This window comes from Halalkalibacillus sediminis (assembly GCF_002844535.1).
Classification (GTDB): Bacteria; Bacillota; Bacilli; order Bacillales; family Alkalibacillaceae; genus Halalkalibacillus_A; species Halalkalibacillus_A sediminis.
Genome location: NZ_PJNH01000002.1, coordinates 355473 through 372825 on the forward strand (window position 1 = coordinate 355473; position 17353 = coordinate 372825).

A 17353-nucleotide genomic window follows, 5' to 3' on the forward strand; every position below is an offset into this window, starting at 1 on the left:
TTGACGTTATTAATCAAAATGATAGATTATTTTATTATATTTTCCCAAAAAGAAAGCGTTTTCTTCAAAAAACCGATTGACTGTTAATAAATATTGAATTATACTCATATGAAATATTCAGATAATTTTTAATTAAAAGACACTCGCAAAATCATATCTGAGAGGTGATTCATCAAGAGTAAGTTACATAGTCGTTGCGAGTTATTTTTCTTCAATTGTCTAAAAGGGGTTGGAACATATGGGTAAAACAAAATTGTTAATAGTGTCTATCATATTAGGCTTGCTTTCTGTTGCTTTGGTTGCTTGTGGCGGAGGCGACGAAGAGTCGGCTGATAACTATCCGGATCGCGAAGTGGAAATGGTGATTCCATGGTCTCCGGGTGGAGGTAGCGATACTGAAGGTCGTGTAGTTGTGGATCATTTATCAGAAGCGATTGAGCAAGATATGGTCGTTGTCAATCTACCGGGTGTGGGTGGAACGGTTGGAATGGAAGAGCTTTCGGAAAAAGAAGCGAACGGGTACCATTTAGGACAAATTCACGAAGGTCACTTAGTGGCTCACCACTCAGGTGTATCGGATATCAATTATGATGATTTTGAACCGATTGCTTCCATGTCATCATCAGATCAGATCTTAGCTGTTTCATCAGAAATGGGAGTTGATAGTCTTGAAGAGTTCGTTGAATATGGTCAGTCCGAAGAGATCGACTTCGGTGGGACAGTAAGTGGAATTCCACGAGTTTGGGTAGAACAACTTGGTGGAGAGTTGGATATCAACTACAATCTTGTAGGCTATGAAGGTCTAGGTGAAGCGATTCAGGCTCTTGCAGGAGGACACATTGACGCAGCTATTGTGGACTACCCTTCAGCTATAGAATTTGTTGAAGCAGGTCATATGAAATTCATTGCGGTTGGCACGGAAGAACGGAAGGACTCATTGCCAGATGTACCAACGTTCGTGGAATCTGATTACGATTTGACGATGGGAATTAATCGTGGATATGTAGCTCCGGCTGGTACAGATGAAGAGATCATTGACTACCTAGGTGAAAAACTTGAAGAGGTCGCAAATAGCGATGCTTATATCAAAGAGGTTCAAAAAATCGGAGCAAGTGTCAACTTCATGGGACCGGAAGAATACTCAGATTACTTGGATAACCAGAACGAAGTGATTGAAGATATCGTTTCGAACATTGATTCAGAAGAAGAATAAGCATTTACTAGGAGAAGGCGTAATCTGCCTTCTCCTTACATAATTTTTACTTTCGGTAAGAGGAGGGTGACTATGGGTGAGTTGGTAATAGGGATAGTGGTAGTCCTTTTTTGCGCGTTGATCTATTTTAATTCAGGAGATTTCCCTGAGTATAACGAGAGTGTGATGGGGGCAGGAAGTTATCCTAAGTTGATTGCTGGTGTGTTAGCATTCTTGTCGATTATTTTAATTGTGAAGAAAATAGTGGCTCTTATACGTAATGGAGCCAAACGGTCTAACACATCAGTTTCTTCATATATAAAAAGTTTCCTAACCGAGTACAAAATTGTCCTTTATGTAGTTGGGTTACTAGCACTATATATTTTTTTGATGGACATCGTAGGGTACATTGTGATGACTTTGATCTTCATCGTTGCTACGGGTTTGATTATAGGATCGAAACGTAAAAAAGATGTCCTTGTTATGAGTGTGATTTCAGTGATTGTCACTTTCGGCATGTACTTCTTTTTCGAAAATGCATTGAACGTAAGGTTTCCTTCGGGGATCTTTTTCAACTAGAGAATAACGAGGGAGGGAATCTGAATGGCTGAATTGTTTTTATCTGGTGTAGCAGAAATTTTTCAAATAAGAGTATTAATTATTATCTTCTTAGGGGTTATTGCGGGGATTCTGGCTGGATTGATTCCAGGTTTTACTGTGACGATGGCGATCGTCCTAACCTTGCCACTTACGTTTGGACTTGATCCTGTAGCGGGTGTAGCTGCAATGATTGGTGTGCTCGTCGGTGGAATGTCTGGTGGTTTGATTACAGCTGCTTTGTTAGGGATCCCGGGGACGCCTTCATCGGTAGCGACAACATTCGATGCTTTTCCTATGGCTCAAAAAGGTCAACCAGGTAAAGCGTTGTCGATTGGTATTTGGGCTTCGTTTTTAAGTTCAATTGTAAGTTTAGTCTTGCTTATATCGATTGCTCCACAAATTGCGAACATTGCGTTGATGTTCGGTCCGTGGGAGATGTTCTCATTAATTGTGGCAGCGTTAACCATTATCGCGAGTGTTACGGGTGATTCAATCTTGAAAGGGTTGATCGCTGGCCTGTTCGGAATGCTGATTGCTACTGTAGGTGCTGATCCGATCATTGGTGTATCACGATATTCTTTTGACATAGACGCACTTAGAGCAGGAATCCCGTTCCTTGTCGTATTAATCGGGATGTTTGCTATTTCTAGGATACTTGTGTCCGTTGAAAAATCTGAGATGGAGAAAGATTTTGAGAAAAAGCAACAAGAAAAAATTGATGGAATTCAATTTGTATTAAAGCCGAAGGAAACATTTATGGCGGTGGTAAGAAAGCCTGCGAACTTGATCCGATCTTCCGCTATTGGTGCTATTATTGGTGCAATACCTGGTGCTGGTGGAAGTATTGCAAATATCATTGCGTATGATCAGGCGAAAAAATGGTCCAAAACACCGAAGAAGTTCGGCACAGGACATGAAGAGGGTGTCGTAGCTTCTGAAGCAGGAAATAACTCAACCGTCGGAGGAGACTTGATCCCTACCATTGCACTGGGAATCCCTGGTTCTGCTGTAACTGCGGTGCTGTTATCGGCTTTAATGGTTCACGGTATATCACCCGGACCTCTGCTGATTTCGAATGAACCGAATATTGTCGGAGGGATGTTCCTAGCATTCTTAGTTGCGTCATTTTTCATGTTGATCACCCAATTCCTAGGAATTAAATACTTTGTTAAAGTGACTGAAATTCCTACGCATATATTAGTCCCAGTAATCTTAGTTCTATGTGTGATCGGTACATTCGTACTGAATAATCGGGTAACAGATTTATACTTATTATTTTTTATTGGATTGGCTGGATACTTTTTTGCTAAATATAAATTTGCTCTAGCCCCAATCATCATCGGAGTAATATTAGGACCGATTGCGGAAGTGAACTTACGAAGAGCTTTCATGTCAGATCCCGAATGGACGTTGTTTTTTACACGCCCGATTTCAATGGTTTTCTTAGTACTTGCAGTTCTTTCAGTTGTCATCACGATTTGGCAGACTAAACGGATGAACTCTAAATAATTTTAAAAAACGTGCGGTTGGTATGAGGTTGATAAAGAAGCGGGCGAAGTTACTGATTTCAGGGGGTAAAATCAAGTGCCTGTCACTTTTGCATATTGCAAAGGTGATGGGTATTTTTTATGGGGTAAATGTACAGCATTTTAAAGATTTAGATGCATTGGTTCAAAATGGCATCAGGAAAATTTTACTCGCTGAGAAAGTACATCCCGCTACCGTAGTTTTGGTGATAACATTTTATCCGTAACTATTTGAGTGAAATCTCTTGAAATAATGGGTTATTTGTTAAAAATTAGGTTAAATTTGATGCTTATCCGTAACTATTTTGCGTTTATCCGTAACTATTTACATTTAATCCGTAGCAAATCATTCACTCTTCAAATAAAATCAGCCGGACGGTTAAATCCGGCTGATTTCTTTAAATCTTCTTAAGTAAATGTGCGACCATTGCGGCTCTTTTGGGTAGTTCATCTATGATGATATGCTCGTATTCTGCGTGGGGGCCTTCGCCCAGTGCGCCTAACCCGTCTAATGTCGGGATACCTAAGATTGCTGTGAAGTTCCCATCGCTTCCACCTCCGGCATGATCCTCGCCTATCTCAAGTCCGACTTCTTTTCCTGCTTCTTGAGCTTTTTGGAATAACTCCTCAGTTTCATCGCTTTTTACCATTGGTGGACGATTGAGTTCGCCTGAAACTTTCAAGTCGACATCATCACTTTTAGGTTCCAGTCCTTCTAGTAACTCGACCATCTTATCTGCTGCGTCTTCTGTTTCGACGCGGAAATCGATCAGAGCTTCTGCATGGTCAGGAACCACATTTCTTTTAGAACCTCCGTTGATTACACCAACATTTACTGTCGTTCCTTCGTCATAATCGGTCATGTTTTCTAAATGAATGATTTGGTGGGCTAGCTCTTTGACTGCGCTTTGACCGTCTTCATGGTGGTTACCGGCATGTGAAGGTGTACCTTCAACCTCGAGATTATAAATGCCCACACCTTTCCTTGCTGTTTTTAAATCCCCGCTCTTAGCGACTGGCGGCTCCGTGATCAAAACTAAATCACTCATTTTCGCTTCTTCTTCTATGATAGGACGGGATGTTTGGCTTCCGACTTCTTCATCAGAATTAAAAAGAAAGACCAGCTCTATATCTGGCATTTCGTCCAACTGTTGTAAAGTGTGTACAGACCACAGGGATTGGATGATTCCGCCTTTCATGTCAATCGCACCGGGTCCATAAAATTTATTACCTTCTTCTTTCATAGGCAGGCGTCCTTTATCCCAAACGGTGTCAAAATGAGCGCTGATCAACACTCTTTTCTTTCCGCCTTTTCCGATGGTGACTTTGAAGTGGTCACCCCGATCTTTTTGAGGGAAGTGTGTAACCTCACCTCCGACCAATCTACAAGCAATAGTTTCTAGTGTTTGTCTACATTGATCTACCAACTCTTTGTTTTCGGAAGGGGAGTCAGCCGCAACCAACGCCTTTAAATCGTCTAAAATCTCACTTTGTTTTTTCTGTAAAAATGGAAGCAAATTACTCATTAATGAAAGTTCCTCCTTAAATGGTTTTTAAATTTTAAATAGTAAAAAGAATTATTAAAAAATTTATACTATTTGCAATTGACAAAAGATTAATAATGTCATATAGTCATACTAACATATTTAAGGAACCATTACGGACATTTTCCTTAATATTTTTCTAAAAATTCCAAAATTACAGAAAGGAGTGAATAAATGAAGGAAGTTTTCGATTATATCGATGCTCATCAGGAGCAGTACATACAGTGGTTACAAGATCTTTGCCGGATGCCGAGTGTCGCAGCTCAGAACCGGGGAATGAAAGAAACTGCTGATCGAGTGATGAGTGATTTGCAGAAAAATATCAGCGCTGATGTCCAGTTAGTAAGCACGGATGGCTATCCAGTTGTTTTCGGTGAAGTAAAAGGGTCGGGCAAAAAAACGTTATCTTTTTACAATCATTATGATGTTCAACCTGAAGATCCAATTGAGATGTGGGACGAGCCTCCATTCGCGAGTAATATCGTGGATGGAAAATTGATCGCACGTGGGTCTGCTGATAATAAGGGAAATCTCGTGGCACGGATTGCGGCAGTACATGCTTATCAACAAGTTCACGGAGAGTTGCCTTTATCAGTGAAATTTGTCGTTGAAGGTGAAGAAGAAATCGGAAGTCCGAATTTGGAAGGGTTTGCCGAAAAGAATAAAGAGTTACTAAAAGCGGATGGCTGTGTTTGGGAGTTCGGTTATAAGAATGCTGATGGAAGACAACAAGTCAGCTTAGGTGTCAAAGGTATGGCTTATGTTGAGCTGGTTTCCAAAGGAGCTAACACAGATCTACACTCAGCGAATGCAGCAGTGGTAGAAAACCCAGCTTGGCGACTTATTTGGGCTCTACAATCGATCAAAGATGATTCGAATCATGTGAATATTCCTGGTTTTTACGAAGATGTTGTTGCTACAACTGATGAGGATGATCAATTGATTGCAGATTTGATCTACAGTGAGGAAGAAACGAAGCAACAATTAGAGATTAATAAGTTCGTAGGAGATGTAACGGGCGATCAATTAAAAGAACAGTTGATCTTTTCTCCAACATGTAACATTTGCGGAATCGATTCTGGTTACACGGGTGAAGGTGCCAAAACCGTATTACCTTCAGAAGCACGTGTGAAAGTCGATTTCAGGTTGGTTCCGAATCAAGATCCGTACAAGGTGGTCGATCAACTTCGTAAACACCTGGACGCCCATGGTTATGAAGATATTGAAATCAAAACAATGGGGCTTGAACATCCTGCGAGAACAGAGCCGAGTGACCCGTTAGCCAAAAGCGTGATTTCAGCTACAAAAGAGGTCATGGAAATGGAGCCCACAGTAATGCCGATGTCGCCTGGGACAGGCCCCATGTATGAATTGTGTCAGAAGTTAGGTATTCCTGCGGTTTCCGTCGGTGTAGGGAATTTCGCATCGAACAATCATGCCCCGAATGAAAATATTCTCATCGAGGATTATATAAGTGGTATTAAAGTGATTGCTCAACTTATGGAGGAATATGCAGAAAGTTAGGAGGTGCTGGTTTGCCAGTATCTGATGTACAAAATGATTTATTGCAAGAAGCTCAGAAAATGCAACAGAAATTGACCGAGTGGCGTAGAGATTTTCACCAGCATCCAGAACTCGGATTTGAAGAAGAGCGCACATCGAATATTGTCGCGGATTACTTAGAAACTTTGGGACTCGATGTACAAAGAAATGTGGCAGGTACCGGAGTGATCGCCCTTTTGAAAGGTGAAGCGGAAGGGAAGACAGTGGGGCTTCGTGCTGATATGGATGCCTTACCGATCCACGATCAAAAAGATTCACTGTATCGTTCGACTGTTGATGGAAAAATGCATGCTTGTGGGCATGATGCACATACGACAATCCTAATGGGCGCTGCTACTATTCTTTCCAAAAAAGGTGTCAAAAAAGGAAATGTGAAGTTCATTTTCCAACCTGCTGAGGAGGGTAGAGGCGGCGCTGAAGCAATGATTAATGCAGGGTGCTTAGAGAACCCGAAAGTCGATGTCATGTCGGGTCTTCACGTCAATACAGGTATTGACACAGGCAACATTACTGTTACGACAGAACGTGTAGGCTGTGGTTCCGCTGACTTTTTCACATTAGAAGTTAAAGGAAGTGGTGGACATGCAGCACACCCTCATCAAACCATCGATTCTGTTGCTGTAACTGGAGAAGTCATTACCGCTTTGCAACAAATTGTTAGTAGACAGGTTGCTCCAGTTGATTCAGCTGTGCTAACCATCGGAACGATTGAGGGCGGTTCAGCAAGTAATGTCATCGCACCATCTGTAAAGATGACAGGAACCGTTCGGACATTGAATCCAGAAGTAAGAGAAATGATTCCAAAGAAAATGGAACAAGTGGTGAAAGGTGTCACTGACGCGTTTGGTGGATCTTACGAGTTGGACTACGAATACAAGTTTCCATCCATTTTGAATGATTTGGAATTAAGAAGTGTCGTAGAAGAAACTGCAGATCAGGTTCTTGGTGAAGGACATTGTTCTCAAGAGAAACCAAGTCTTGGCGGGGAAGATTTTGCATTCTACACCGAAAAAGTTCCTTCAATCTTTTTCAGGTTGGGTGTAGGGAATGATCAGATGGTTCGCTTCCCAGGACATCATCCACAGTTTGATATTGATGAAAATGCGATGCCATATGGCTCCGCAATGCTTTCACAATTCGCATTAAATTACTTGGATCAATAACTAACTTTAACAACGTCTTTATTATAAAAATTTTTAGAGGAGGAATTACCATTGAAGTTTAGACTTAGTCTATTGTTATTTGCTTTTATCGTATTGCTTTTAGCGGCATGTAACCCAGATAGTTCAGAAATGGACAATGGGGAAGGCGGCACAGACAGTGAAGGAGAAAGTGGTGAAGAAAGTAGTGAGGAGGGTGGAGAAGAAGCCTCCGGCGAAGAGACCGGTGATGATGAATTAGTAATTGCTACAGGTGCTGATATGGTCACATTTGATATTCATGATCACAACAACACTTCAACAGAAGCGATTCATGTCAATATGTTCAACTATCTCGTGAAAACAGATGGTGAAGGTGGCTTCGTCCCTGACTTAGCAACTGAGTGGGAAAACGTAGATGACACTACATGGAACTTCACCCTTCGTGATGATGTAAAGTTCCACAATGGTGAAGATTTTACTGCAGAAGATGTGAAATACACACTAGAACGGGTAGCAAATGATGATTCTTTACTAGAACATGGAAACTACAACCAAATTTCAGAAGTAAATGTTTTAGGCGATTATGAAGTTGAGATTGTCACAGAGAGTCCAGAACCAGCGATGTTGAACCGTCTATCTCGTCTTGGTTCTGGTATGCTTCCATCTCAATACATCGAAGAAAACGGATTTGATCATTTCTTAGAAGAACCGGTTGGGACTGGCCCATACCAGTATGTTGAATGGGTAAGAGATGACCGAGTTGTGTTGGAGCCGGCTGAAAATTATTTTGGTGAAGAAGCTCAATACAGTCAGTTAACTTTCCGTGCAATTCCTGAAGATTCAACTCGTGTATCTGAATTGATTACAGGTGGTGTGGATATTGCGACAAACATCCCACCGAACGACTGGGAAAGAATTGAAGAGGAAGAAGGACTTAAACTAGGTCAAAGCCCTACCCAACGTGTCATGATGTTGATTATGCGTACGGGTGAAGGTGAAGTTACAAGTGACCAGAAAGTTAGAGAAGCTATTGATCTTGCGATTGATAACGAAGCTATTGTAGAAAGCCTTTATGAAGGAGCTGCTACACCGACTCGTACTCGTGTGACTCCTGGTAACACTGGCGCAAACAAAGATTTATATGACACTAGTGTATATGATCCTGAAAAAGCAAAGGAATTACTTGCTGAAGCAGGTTATGAAGATGGAGTAGAAATCAACTTCGCCGCACCAAGTGGTCGTTACTTGAAAGACCGCGAGAGTGCTGAGTTGATTCAAGCAATGTTATCAGAAGTCGGAATTACAGCTAATCTGGAATTCAAAGAGTGGAGTTCTTTCGTAGAAAACTACACTAGTAAAACCTTTGATGAAATGTTCATGATTGGATATGGAAATTCTATGTTTGATGCAGCATTAGCATTAGACCGTTTGACTCAGGATCAAAATGAAGGTGAAACAGACTACATGAACGAAGAGGTCGAGGAATTATTAAACGAGGCTGAGTCAAATATGGATCCAGAAGAACGTGTAGAACAATATCAACGTGTTCAAGAAATCATTGCTGAAGAAAGACCACAAATCTACTTATACCAGTTGGATGCTGTTGTCGGTATGCAAAGCAATGTAGATTTCGAACCACGCCTTGATGAGATGATCTATGTAAAAGATATAACGAAAGAATAGACTATTAATTTTATAAGTCACAAATTTCAAAGCAACAAGGAATAGGCAATGATAAATAAGCTGTCTGTAATTCTTGATTGTTACAGGCAGCTTAAATCATAAGATAAAGAAGTAAAAAGTTTGGATCATTGTCTAGCGAAAGCGCCCATCAACTAGTCAATTTCGAAGAGTACCAGTCAATAAGTCAACATCCGTTCGCTTGCTCACGGTGTTTCCTTTATTTCACTTTAAGGTTTATTTCTTTAAGGTATAAAGTATGTGAAAAACAAGGCTTTCGCCATTAGACCTTGGCGACAAGCCAAGTTTTTCTCACTGTTACTATTCTCCAATTGATACGTTGATAAACAGGCGCTTCCGCTTTTCTTATTCAATCTATCAAAATGAAGTCCAAGGAGGTATGGGAATATGAGGTTTTTACTCTACAGCATACTGAAAATTATTCCTGTCTTATTTATCATTACATTCATCGTATTCTTCTTAGTACGTCTAACAGGGGATCCTGTTGCCCTCATGCTTCCAGAAACAGCTACAGACCAGCAGCGAGAAGACCTACGGAATTCGATGGGATTGAATGATCCAGTATACATACAGTATTTCACTTATATGGCTGACGTAGTGCGAGGAGACTTTGGTGATTCATTCAGATACAATCAACCAGCAATAGATATTGTGCTGGAGCGTTTACCAGCAAGTTTCACCCTTGCCATTTCTTCTATGGTAGTTGCGACTTTGATTGCAATTCCTGCAGGTATTTATTCTGCGATCAAAAGAAATACAGTCATTGACGTTTTTATTACAGGTGGTTCGGTTTTAGGAAAGGCGATGCCTAACTTTTGGCTTGGTATCATGTTGATTCTATTGTTCGCTGTTCAGGTCAGGATCTTTCCGGTATCCGGTTCGGGGACGTTGATGCACTTAGTGTTGCCTTCAATAACCCTAGGGACGGCAATTGCAGCTGAAATGACCCGATTGATTCGTTCGAGTATGTTAGAGGTTCTGAACATGGAATATATCCGAACGGCACGAAGTAAAGGTCTTAGAGAAATGTTTGTCGTCAACAAGCATGCCCTGAGGAATGCGTTGATTCCCGTCGTTACGATCATGGCCCTTCAGACAGCTACTTTAATCGGTGGAACATTGATTACTGAAACGGTCTTCTCTTGGCCGGGAATGGGTCAGCTTTTAGTACAAGCGGTCAACACGAGAGACATGGCAGTTGTTCAAGCGGCTACATTTATCATAGCGATTTTAGTTATTTTAAGTAATCTACTAGCGGATCTGACCTATCGTTATCTGGATCCTAGGATTAAATATGATGACTAATGGAGGTGGCGTCAAATGAGTACAAATACACAGCAACCCGACCAAGCTTTGGATAAGCAAGCTCTAGAGCGACGTCCATCCAATGCAGCTAGGTGGGTGAAACTACTATTAAAAAGCAAAACGGGCATGGTAGGTCTGACTATAGTTACATTAGTGGTTCTCATGTCTATATTCGCTGATTTTCTTGCCCCATATGACCATAGCCAAACACATATATCTAATCGATTGCTGCCTCCGTTCTGGATGGAAGGTGGAACTACAGAATTTCTATTAGGTACAGATAACTTAGGAAGAGATATTTTAAGTAGAATCATTATCGGTTCAAGAGTTTCTCTTTTAGTCGGAATATGTTCGGTCATCGTTGCTGGTACGATCGGTTTATGCTTGGGACTTCTATCTGGATATTACGGAAAAGCATTAGATCAAATCATCATGCGATTGGTTGACTCATTCCTGGCTATTCCTAATATTCTTTTCATGCTGATCATTCTTGCGGTAATCGGACCAAGTTTAACCTCAATTATTATCGTATTGGGTGTGACAACTTGGGTAGTTTATGCTCGGATGGTGCGTGGGGAGACGTTGAGTATCAAGGAACGTGACTATCTTAAGTCTGCTCGAGCAATTGGTGCGAATGACTTCCGGATCATTACGAAATATATTTTGCCGAATGTCATTTCTTCATTTATTGTCATTGCGACGTTGAATGTAGCAACGACTATCATCTTGGAGTCTTCCTTAAGTTTCTTAGGGCTAGGAATCCAGTCACCTGATGTTTCATGGGGTCTGATGCTGAGTGATGGACGTGAGTATTTAGCGACGAGTTGGTGGGTAGCTACATTCCCTGGTATTGCAATCACAGTTACGGTACTAGGAATTATTTTTCTAGGAGATTGGTTACGTGATGTACTTGATCCTAAAACGAAATAACTTGATCGGATTAGAAAGTGAGGGAGAGAAATGACGGAACCTTTATTGGAAATAAAAGATTTACAAGTGCGCTTCAAATCAGATGAAGGAAGCGTTACTCCTGTAAACGGCGTATCTTTCAACGTAAAAGAAGGTGAAACAGTTGCGGTGGTTGGCGAGTCAGGTTGCGGAAAAAGTTTGACCTCGCTATCGATCTTAGGTTTGATTCCACCACCTGGCGAAATAAGTGATGGCTCGATCCATTTTCAAGGAAAGGATCTAGCTTCTTTAAATAAAAAACAAATGAGGAAGCTTCGAGGAAACGAAATATCGATGATTTTCCAGGAGCCTATGACTTCCTTGAATCCCGTATTCACTATCGGCAATCAAATGCTTGAGGTCATTAAATTACATCAGAATTTAGAAAAGAAACAGGCTACTAAGAAAGCGGTAGAGATGTTGGATTTAGTAGGAATCCCTGATCCTGAAAAAGTGATTAAAAGATTCCCGCACCAATTATCCGGTGGGATGCGGCAAAGGGTGATGATCGCCATTGCACTTTCTTGTAATCCGAAGTTATTAATAGCAGATGAACCGACGACTGCTTTAGATGTTACGATTCAAGCCCAAATTTTGAACTTGATGAAGAACTTGAAGGATAAATTCAATACCGGAGTCGTTTTAATCACGCATGATCTCGGGGTTGTGGCGGAAGTCGCAGATAGAGTAGTCGTCATGTATGGCGGAGAAGTTGTTGAAGAAGCAACTGTACATGAACTTTTCGAAGACCCTGTGCATCCTTATACTCGAGGGTTACTATCATCAGTACCGAAGATGACGGGTGCGGTTGAAGAATTAGGAGCGATCAAAGGATCGGTACCAAATCCTTCTTCCATGCCGAAAGGTTGTAAATTCCACCCCCGATGTCCACTGGCTACTGATTTATGTGTGGAAGAACACCCGAAACTAGAAGAAACAACGCCGAACCACTTTAAACGCTGTTTTCATACGGAAGGGGGAGTGAAAGATGACCAGCACGAAAGAGAAACCGTCCAATAGTTCTGTATTGATGGAAGTTAAAGGGTTGAAAAAGCACTTTGAGATTAAAAAAGGTTATTTTAAAAAAGAAATTTCTACTGTTCGCGCGGTAGATGGAGTAGATGTGAAAATCTATGAAGGTGAAACTCTAGGAATCGTCGGGGAATCAGGGTGTGGTAAATCAACGACCGGTGAAATGCTGTTAGGATTACTTAAACCTTCTGATGGCTCTGTCGAATTCATGGGCAAGGACTTGACGAAAATGAATAAAAAAGAGCTGCGGGAGATGCGTAAAGACATCCAAGTCATTTTCCAGGATCCCTTTGCTTCCTTGAATCCACGTATGACAGTTGAAGAACTCGTGGGGGAGCCGTTGCGAATTCACACGTCAAAGTCTAGAATGGAAATTAGAGAAGAAGTTATCGAATTATTGGAAATTGTGGGACTTAATCGCGAACAATTGAAAAGATACCCACATGAATTCAGTGGAGGTCAGCGCCAGCGTATCGGAATCGCAAGAGCGTTAGCGCTGAAACCGAAGATGATCATATGCGATGAACCTGTTTCGGCATTAGATGTGTCGATTCAAGCTCAAATATTGAATCTATTGAAGAAATTACAAAGAGACTTCAATTTAACACTCGTGTTCATTGCTCACGGTTTACCAGCGATTCGGAATATCAGTGATCGAATTGCTGTGATGTATCTAGGTAAAGTGGTGGAGATCACAGATCGTGACAAATTATTTGAAGAGCCACTGCATCCTTATACGGAAGCATTATTGAACTCGATTCCTGTAGAAAATCCAAGTTTACGAAAAACATATGAACCATTGAAAGGTGATTTACCTAATCCATCGAACCCTCCTAGTGGCTGCTCTTTCCATACGAGATGCCCGTATGCACAAGAACATTGTAAAGAGATCGAGCCACAACTGGAAGAACATAAAAAAGACCATCTAGCTGCTTGCCACTACCCCCTTATAGAAAAGGCGCAGTAAGAAGGTTGATCAAAGGCATCTCTGTTAAGGGGTGCCTTTGATTCTGTAAGTACATAATAATTAACAGGAGGTAGCATTTTGTCCATTCCTACTAAAGATATTTCTGAAAGTCTATTAAATGAAGTGATCCAATTAAGAAGAACATTGCATCAGAATCCTGAATTGAGTGAACAAGAATATGAAACTTCTAAAAGGATTCAAGAGTACTTGAAATCTTACGGGATCCCTTTTAAATCTGGGTTCGGCGAAACTGGAGTCCTTGGGGTCATTGAAGGCGAAAAACCAGGAGGAGTCGTGTGCTTGAGGGCAGATATCGACGCCTTGCCAATTCAGGAGAAGACTGACCTGGAGTTCAAGTCCGTAGTCGAGAATCAGATGCATGCTTGTGGACATGACGCACATACCGCGATGTTGGTGGGTGTTGGAAAAATGCTTCACGATATGAAAGCTGAAATAGAAGGAACTGTTTTGCTTTTATTTCAACCTGCTGAAGAAAATGCACCTTTTGGTGGTGCACAACAAATGATAGATGATGGCGTGTTTGACGAAGTTGAACCCGATGTAATGGTCGCTCAGCATGTCTGGCCGGATTTACCCGTTGGCAAATTCGGGGTTGTGCCAGGGGCAATTATGGGCAATTCCGATCGATTCACGATAAAAGTTAAAGGGTCAGGTGGGCATGCTTCCATGCCACATCAGACCGTGGATGCTATTATTGTTGCCACGCATATCATACAGGCCCTGCAAACGATCATCAGTCGTAACGTCGACCCAGCTTCTCCATCAGTAATCACAGTAGGCAAAATGGAAAGTGGTTACCGTTACAATGTGATTGCGGATGAAGCGACACTAGAAGGAACCGTACGATCTTCGTCAGATGAAACAAAACAACTGTTGAAGCGGAAATTTTTTGAAACGGTAGAGGGAGTGGCGAAGACAATGGGTGCGACCGTTGAGATAGATTATATGGACGGGTATCCTGCCACGATCAATACACCTGAATGGGCTGAGCAAGTGAAAGTATCTGCTAGAAATAAATACGGGGAAGGTAGTGTACCTAACGTGAACCCTAGTTTAGGTGGAGAGGATTTCGGGAGATTCTTGCAAAAGTATCCTGGAGTTTATTACTGGTTAGGTGTCAGAGTCGGAAAAAATCAAAAACCTCTTCATGATCCGGGCTTTAAAATGGATGAGGATGCGATGGAGTACGGAGTTAACTTTATGGTGCAAGCCACAGTAGACATATTAGAACAAATCAATCATAAATGAAGGTGATCGTAGATGAGTTCAAAGATTGCAAGATTTATAGATGATAATGAAGAAAAGTTGGTGCAACAACGTCGTCTTTTCCATCAACACCCTGAAGTAGGATTCACTGAATATATAACGACTTATGAAATCTATCATTTTTTGAGGGGGATGGATTGTGATTTGGCGATTGGAAAATCTGTTCTTTCGTCAGACGAGCGTATGGGAGTCCCAGCATCTGATCTATTAGAATTGAGCGAGCAGCGGGCAAAAGCGTATGGCGTTCCAGAAGAGTTTTTGGAAAAAATAAAAGGTGGCCACACCGGGGCTGTCGCAACATTTGATACAGGCCGAAAAGGTTCACACATCGCGTTGCGTTTTGATATTGATGCCTTACCTGTGAAAGAAGCGGGTAGTTCTGGACATATACCGAAAAACGAAGGATTTAACTCGTGTCATAATGGTGAGATGCATGCGTGTGCTCATGATGGTCATGCTTCGATTGGGCTTATGGTCGCCAAATTTTTGAATGAGAATATGGATGATTTGAGTGGGAAATTCACTTTAATCTTTCAACCAGCTGAAGAAGGAGGCAGAGGCGCTGAGCCGATTGTTTCGAATGGTTGGCTAGACAATGTCGATTATTTTTTCAGTGGACATATTGGGGTAGAAGATTTACCTGTTGGAAAAGTATCGGCTACCACTGCTGGATTTTTAGCAAGTTCAAAGGTTGATGCTTATTTTATAGGAAAAGCAGCCCATGCAGGACTTGAACCCAATGCAGGGAAGAACGCATTGTTAGCGGCCTCTGCTTCTTCTATTCATTTAAATGGAATCGCAAGACACAAAGACGGATCGACTCGCATTAACGTCGGGAAGATCGAAGCTGGAAGCGGACGTAACGTGATTGCGGATTCGGGGAAAATAGAATTTGAGACACGCGGAAGTACTTCAGAACTTGACGACTACATGATGTCTGAAGCTGAAAGAATCATACATTCTACTGCTGGTTTATATGGGGTTGAAAGCAGTCTGGAGACAGTTGGAAAGGCATTGAATGTCTCTTGTGATGACGATTTGATTGAAGTGGTTAGAGATTCGGTAAAAGAATCCAGCTTGATAGATGAAGTGAGGGATGTTGCCAACCTAGGAGCTTCAGAAGATGTCACTTTCATGATTGAAAAAGTACAGAAGGAGCACGGGAAAGCGACATTTATGGTTTTCCATTCGCCACTAAAGGCGGGACACCATCAATCGGACTTTAATTTTGACGAAAAAGTCCTTTCAGTAGGGTTAGAAACTTATTTATCAGTGCTTACACATTTAAACAACAAGGAGTCTAGTTCATCATGATCAATTGGATAGAGAGAATGTTAAAAGAATTGAATCTAGTGGAGTCAATGGATCAACCGAATGGCTTCACACGACTGTCCTACAGTGAGGGAGAAGACCGTTCGATTGAAGTGTTTAAAAAAGAAGCGGAGTCACTAGGATTACAGGTGAGCGAAGATTCCGCTGGGAATGTAATCGCGCGCTGGGAAGGTAAACGTAAGGACGCGCCGATCGTTGCAACTGGTTCACACTTGGATACCGTCTCTCAAGGTGGAGGCTACGATGGAGTTGCAGGAATCATCAGTTCTTTAGGTGGTGTCAAACAGTTGATGGAGGAAGGTTTTGAACCGGATTGTCCGATTGAAGTATTGAATTTCCGGTCAGAAGAGTCTTCTAGGTTCGGTGTCTCAACAATTGGCAGTAAGGCGATGAGTGGGAAGTTGGACTTGTCGATTGGAAAAGTTGAAGATGCAGAAGGGATAACGATCAAAGAAGCTGCCGAGAGCCGCGGCTACGTATGGGAATCTTTTATTGAAGCGGATAAAAAAGAGGATATAAAAAGTTTTGTCGAATTACATATAGAGCAGGGTATGAATATAGAAGAAAATGAAAAGGACTTTGGGGTCGTTCGTTCAGTGGCTTGTCCTGTAAGACTTAAAGTGACGATTGAAGGGAAGGCTTCGCACACTGGAACGACTCCAATGAATCGTAGACAAGATGCTTTAGTTGCGGTTGCTCCGCTTGTCTCCTTTGTATCTCAGAAAGCAGGAAGTATTGCAGGAGACGAGGGCGAGCAACTGGTGGCAACGGTCAGTACAATTGATCTAGTGCCAAATTCTATGAACGTCATTCCTGGAAAAGTCGAGCTTGGTGTCGATATTCGTAGTGTAGATGATTCGTTGAAACATGAAATTAAAAAGCAGATTGAAGATAAATGCAGAGAAATAGAAGATCAACATAAGGTGGCAATCTCAACAGAAGTACTCGTTGATAACGACTCTATTGACCTTGATGAAGGTGTTCAGAGTCGACTGATGGAAGCTGGTGAAGCATCCGGCCTAGAAGGGTTGATGATGAACAGCGGTGCAGGGCATGACGTCATGAATATGCAGGCTAAATGTCCATCAGGTTTGATTTTTATCCCTTGTAAAGATGGGCTGAGTCATCATCCAGGTGAGTTTGCGTCCTTAGAAGATATACAAAAAGGAATGCATGTACTAACAAATTTCTTAAGAAATGAAGCGAGTGAGTAG

The 17353-nt window shown here is 41.6% G+C and carries 14 protein-coding genes; 13 read left to right on the plus strand and 1 reads right to left on the minus strand.

Annotated features, from left to right (window positions below):
* Nucleotides 1-238 precede the first annotated feature (238 nt).
* From CEY16_RS07980 to CEY16_RS07990, 3 genes are all read left to right on the plus strand, one after another.
* Nucleotides 239-1213, plus strand: a complete 975-nt coding sequence (locus CEY16_RS07980; protein WP_101331467.1) for a Bug family tripartite tricarboxylate transporter substrate binding protein — start codon at nt 239-241, stop codon at nt 1211-1213.
* A gap of 72 nt (nt 1214-1285) precedes the next feature.
* Nucleotides 1286-1771: a tripartite tricarboxylate transporter TctB family protein gene (locus tag CEY16_RS07985; protein ID WP_101331468.1), complete on the plus strand. Its 486-nt coding sequence runs from the start codon at nt 1286-1288 to the stop codon at nt 1769-1771.
* Between the two features lie 24 nt (nt 1772-1795).
* Nucleotides 1796-3301, plus strand: a complete 1506-nt coding sequence (locus tag CEY16_RS07990; protein WP_101331469.1) for a tripartite tricarboxylate transporter permease — start codon at nt 1796-1798, stop codon at nt 3299-3301.
* Between the two features lie 415 nt (nt 3302-3716).
* Here CEY16_RS07990 and CEY16_RS07995 read toward each other — a convergent pair whose 3' ends face one another.
* The gene (locus CEY16_RS07995) at nt 3717-4844 is read right to left on the minus strand and encodes a M20 family metallopeptidase (protein WP_101331470.1); all 1128 of its coding nucleotides are present in this window, start codon (nt 4842-4844) and stop codon (nt 3717-3719) included.
* 192 nt (nt 4845-5036) lie between these two features.
* Between CEY16_RS07995 and CEY16_RS08000 the strand changes: the two genes are divergently transcribed.
* From CEY16_RS08000 to CEY16_RS08045, 10 genes are all read left to right on the plus strand, one after another.
* Nucleotides 5037-6386 (plus strand): M20/M25/M40 family metallo-hydrolase, encoded by a 1350-nt coding sequence (locus CEY16_RS08000; protein ID WP_101331471.1) that lies wholly within the window; start codon nt 5037-5039, stop codon nt 6384-6386.
* 11 nt (nt 6387-6397) lie between these two features.
* Nucleotides 6398-7588, plus strand: coding sequence for a M20 metallopeptidase family protein (locus CEY16_RS08005; RefSeq protein ID WP_238378800.1), 1191 nt, complete (start codon nt 6398-6400; stop codon nt 7586-7588).
* 51 nt (nt 7589-7639) lie between these two features.
* Nucleotides 7640-9250, plus strand: a complete 1611-nt coding sequence (locus CEY16_RS08010; protein ID WP_238378801.1) for an ABC transporter substrate-binding protein — start codon at nt 7640-7642, stop codon at nt 9248-9250.
* A gap of 405 nt (nt 9251-9655) precedes the next feature.
* Nucleotides 9656-10573: an ABC transporter permease gene (locus CEY16_RS08015; protein WP_101331472.1), complete on the plus strand. Its 918-nt coding sequence runs from the start codon at nt 9656-9658 to the stop codon at nt 10571-10573.
* A 15-nt stretch (nt 10574-10588) separates the two neighbouring features.
* Nucleotides 10589-11503, plus strand: a complete 915-nt coding sequence (locus tag CEY16_RS08020; protein WP_101331473.1) for an ABC transporter permease — start codon at nt 10589-10591, stop codon at nt 11501-11503.
* A gap of 30 nt (nt 11504-11533) precedes the next feature.
* Nucleotides 11534-12541 carry an ABC transporter ATP-binding protein gene (locus CEY16_RS08025; protein WP_101331474.1) on the plus strand — a complete coding sequence of 336 codons (1008 nt, stop codon included), beginning with the start codon at nt 11534-11536 and terminating at the stop codon, nt 12539-12541.
* Entirely contained in the window at nt 12510-13520 is a 1011-nt protein-coding gene (locus CEY16_RS08030) for an ABC transporter ATP-binding protein (protein WP_101331475.1), read from the plus strand. The genes CEY16_RS08025 and CEY16_RS08030 overlap by 32 nt, the downstream gene beginning before the upstream one ends.
* A 78-nt stretch (nt 13521-13598) precedes the next feature.
* Nucleotides 13599-14789, plus strand: coding sequence for a M20 metallopeptidase family protein (locus tag CEY16_RS08035; RefSeq protein ID WP_101331476.1), 1191 nt, complete (start codon nt 13599-13601; stop codon nt 14787-14789).
* Between the two features lie 12 nt (nt 14790-14801).
* Nucleotides 14802-16121 carry an amidohydrolase gene (locus tag CEY16_RS08040; RefSeq protein WP_101331477.1) on the plus strand — a complete coding sequence of 440 codons (1320 nt, stop codon included), beginning with the start codon at nt 14802-14804 and terminating at the stop codon, nt 16119-16121.
* A complete protein-coding gene (locus tag CEY16_RS08045; RefSeq protein WP_101331478.1) occupies nt 16118-17353 on the plus strand; it encodes a M20 family metallo-hydrolase in 1236 nt (411 codons plus the stop codon). The genes CEY16_RS08040 and CEY16_RS08045 overlap by 4 nt, the downstream gene beginning before the upstream one ends.

What these genes read in the sequence shown, in the direction of transcription:
- CEY16_RS07980 (WP_101331467.1), top strand. Translation starts at nt 239, where the DNA reads ATGGGTAAAACAAAATTGTTAATAGTGTCTATCATATTAGGCTTGCTT.
- CEY16_RS07985 (WP_101331468.1), top strand. Translation starts at nt 1,286, where the DNA reads ATGGGTGAGTTGGTAATAGGGATAGTGGTAGTCCTTTTTTGCGCGTTG.
- CEY16_RS07990 (WP_101331469.1), top strand. Translation starts at nt 1,796, where the DNA reads ATGGCTGAATTGTTTTTATCTGGTGTAGCAGAAATTTTTCAAATAAGA.
- CEY16_RS07995 (WP_101331470.1), bottom strand. Translation starts at nt 4,844, where the DNA reads ATGAGTAATTTGCTTCCATTTTTACAGAAAAAACAAAGTGAGATTTTA.
- CEY16_RS08000 (WP_101331471.1), top strand. Translation starts at nt 5,037, where the DNA reads ATGAAGGAAGTTTTCGATTATATCGATGCTCATCAGGAGCAGTACATA.
- CEY16_RS08015 (WP_101331472.1), top strand. Translation starts at nt 9,656, where the DNA reads ATGAGGTTTTTACTCTACAGCATACTGAAAATTATTCCTGTCTTATTT.
- CEY16_RS08020 (WP_101331473.1), top strand. Translation starts at nt 10,589, where the DNA reads ATGAGTACAAATACACAGCAACCCGACCAAGCTTTGGATAAGCAAGCT.
- CEY16_RS08025 (WP_101331474.1), top strand. Translation starts at nt 11,534, where the DNA reads ATGACGGAACCTTTATTGGAAATAAAAGATTTACAAGTGCGCTTCAAA.
- CEY16_RS08030 (WP_101331475.1), top strand. Translation starts at nt 12,510, where the DNA reads ATGACCAGCACGAAAGAGAAACCGTCCAATAGTTCTGTATTGATGGAA.
- CEY16_RS08040 (WP_101331477.1), top strand. Translation starts at nt 14,802, where the DNA reads ATGAGTTCAAAGATTGCAAGATTTATAGATGATAATGAAGAAAAGTTG.
- CEY16_RS08045 (WP_101331478.1), top strand. Translation starts at nt 16,118, where the DNA reads ATGATCAATTGGATAGAGAGAATGTTAAAAGAATTGAATCTAGTGGAG.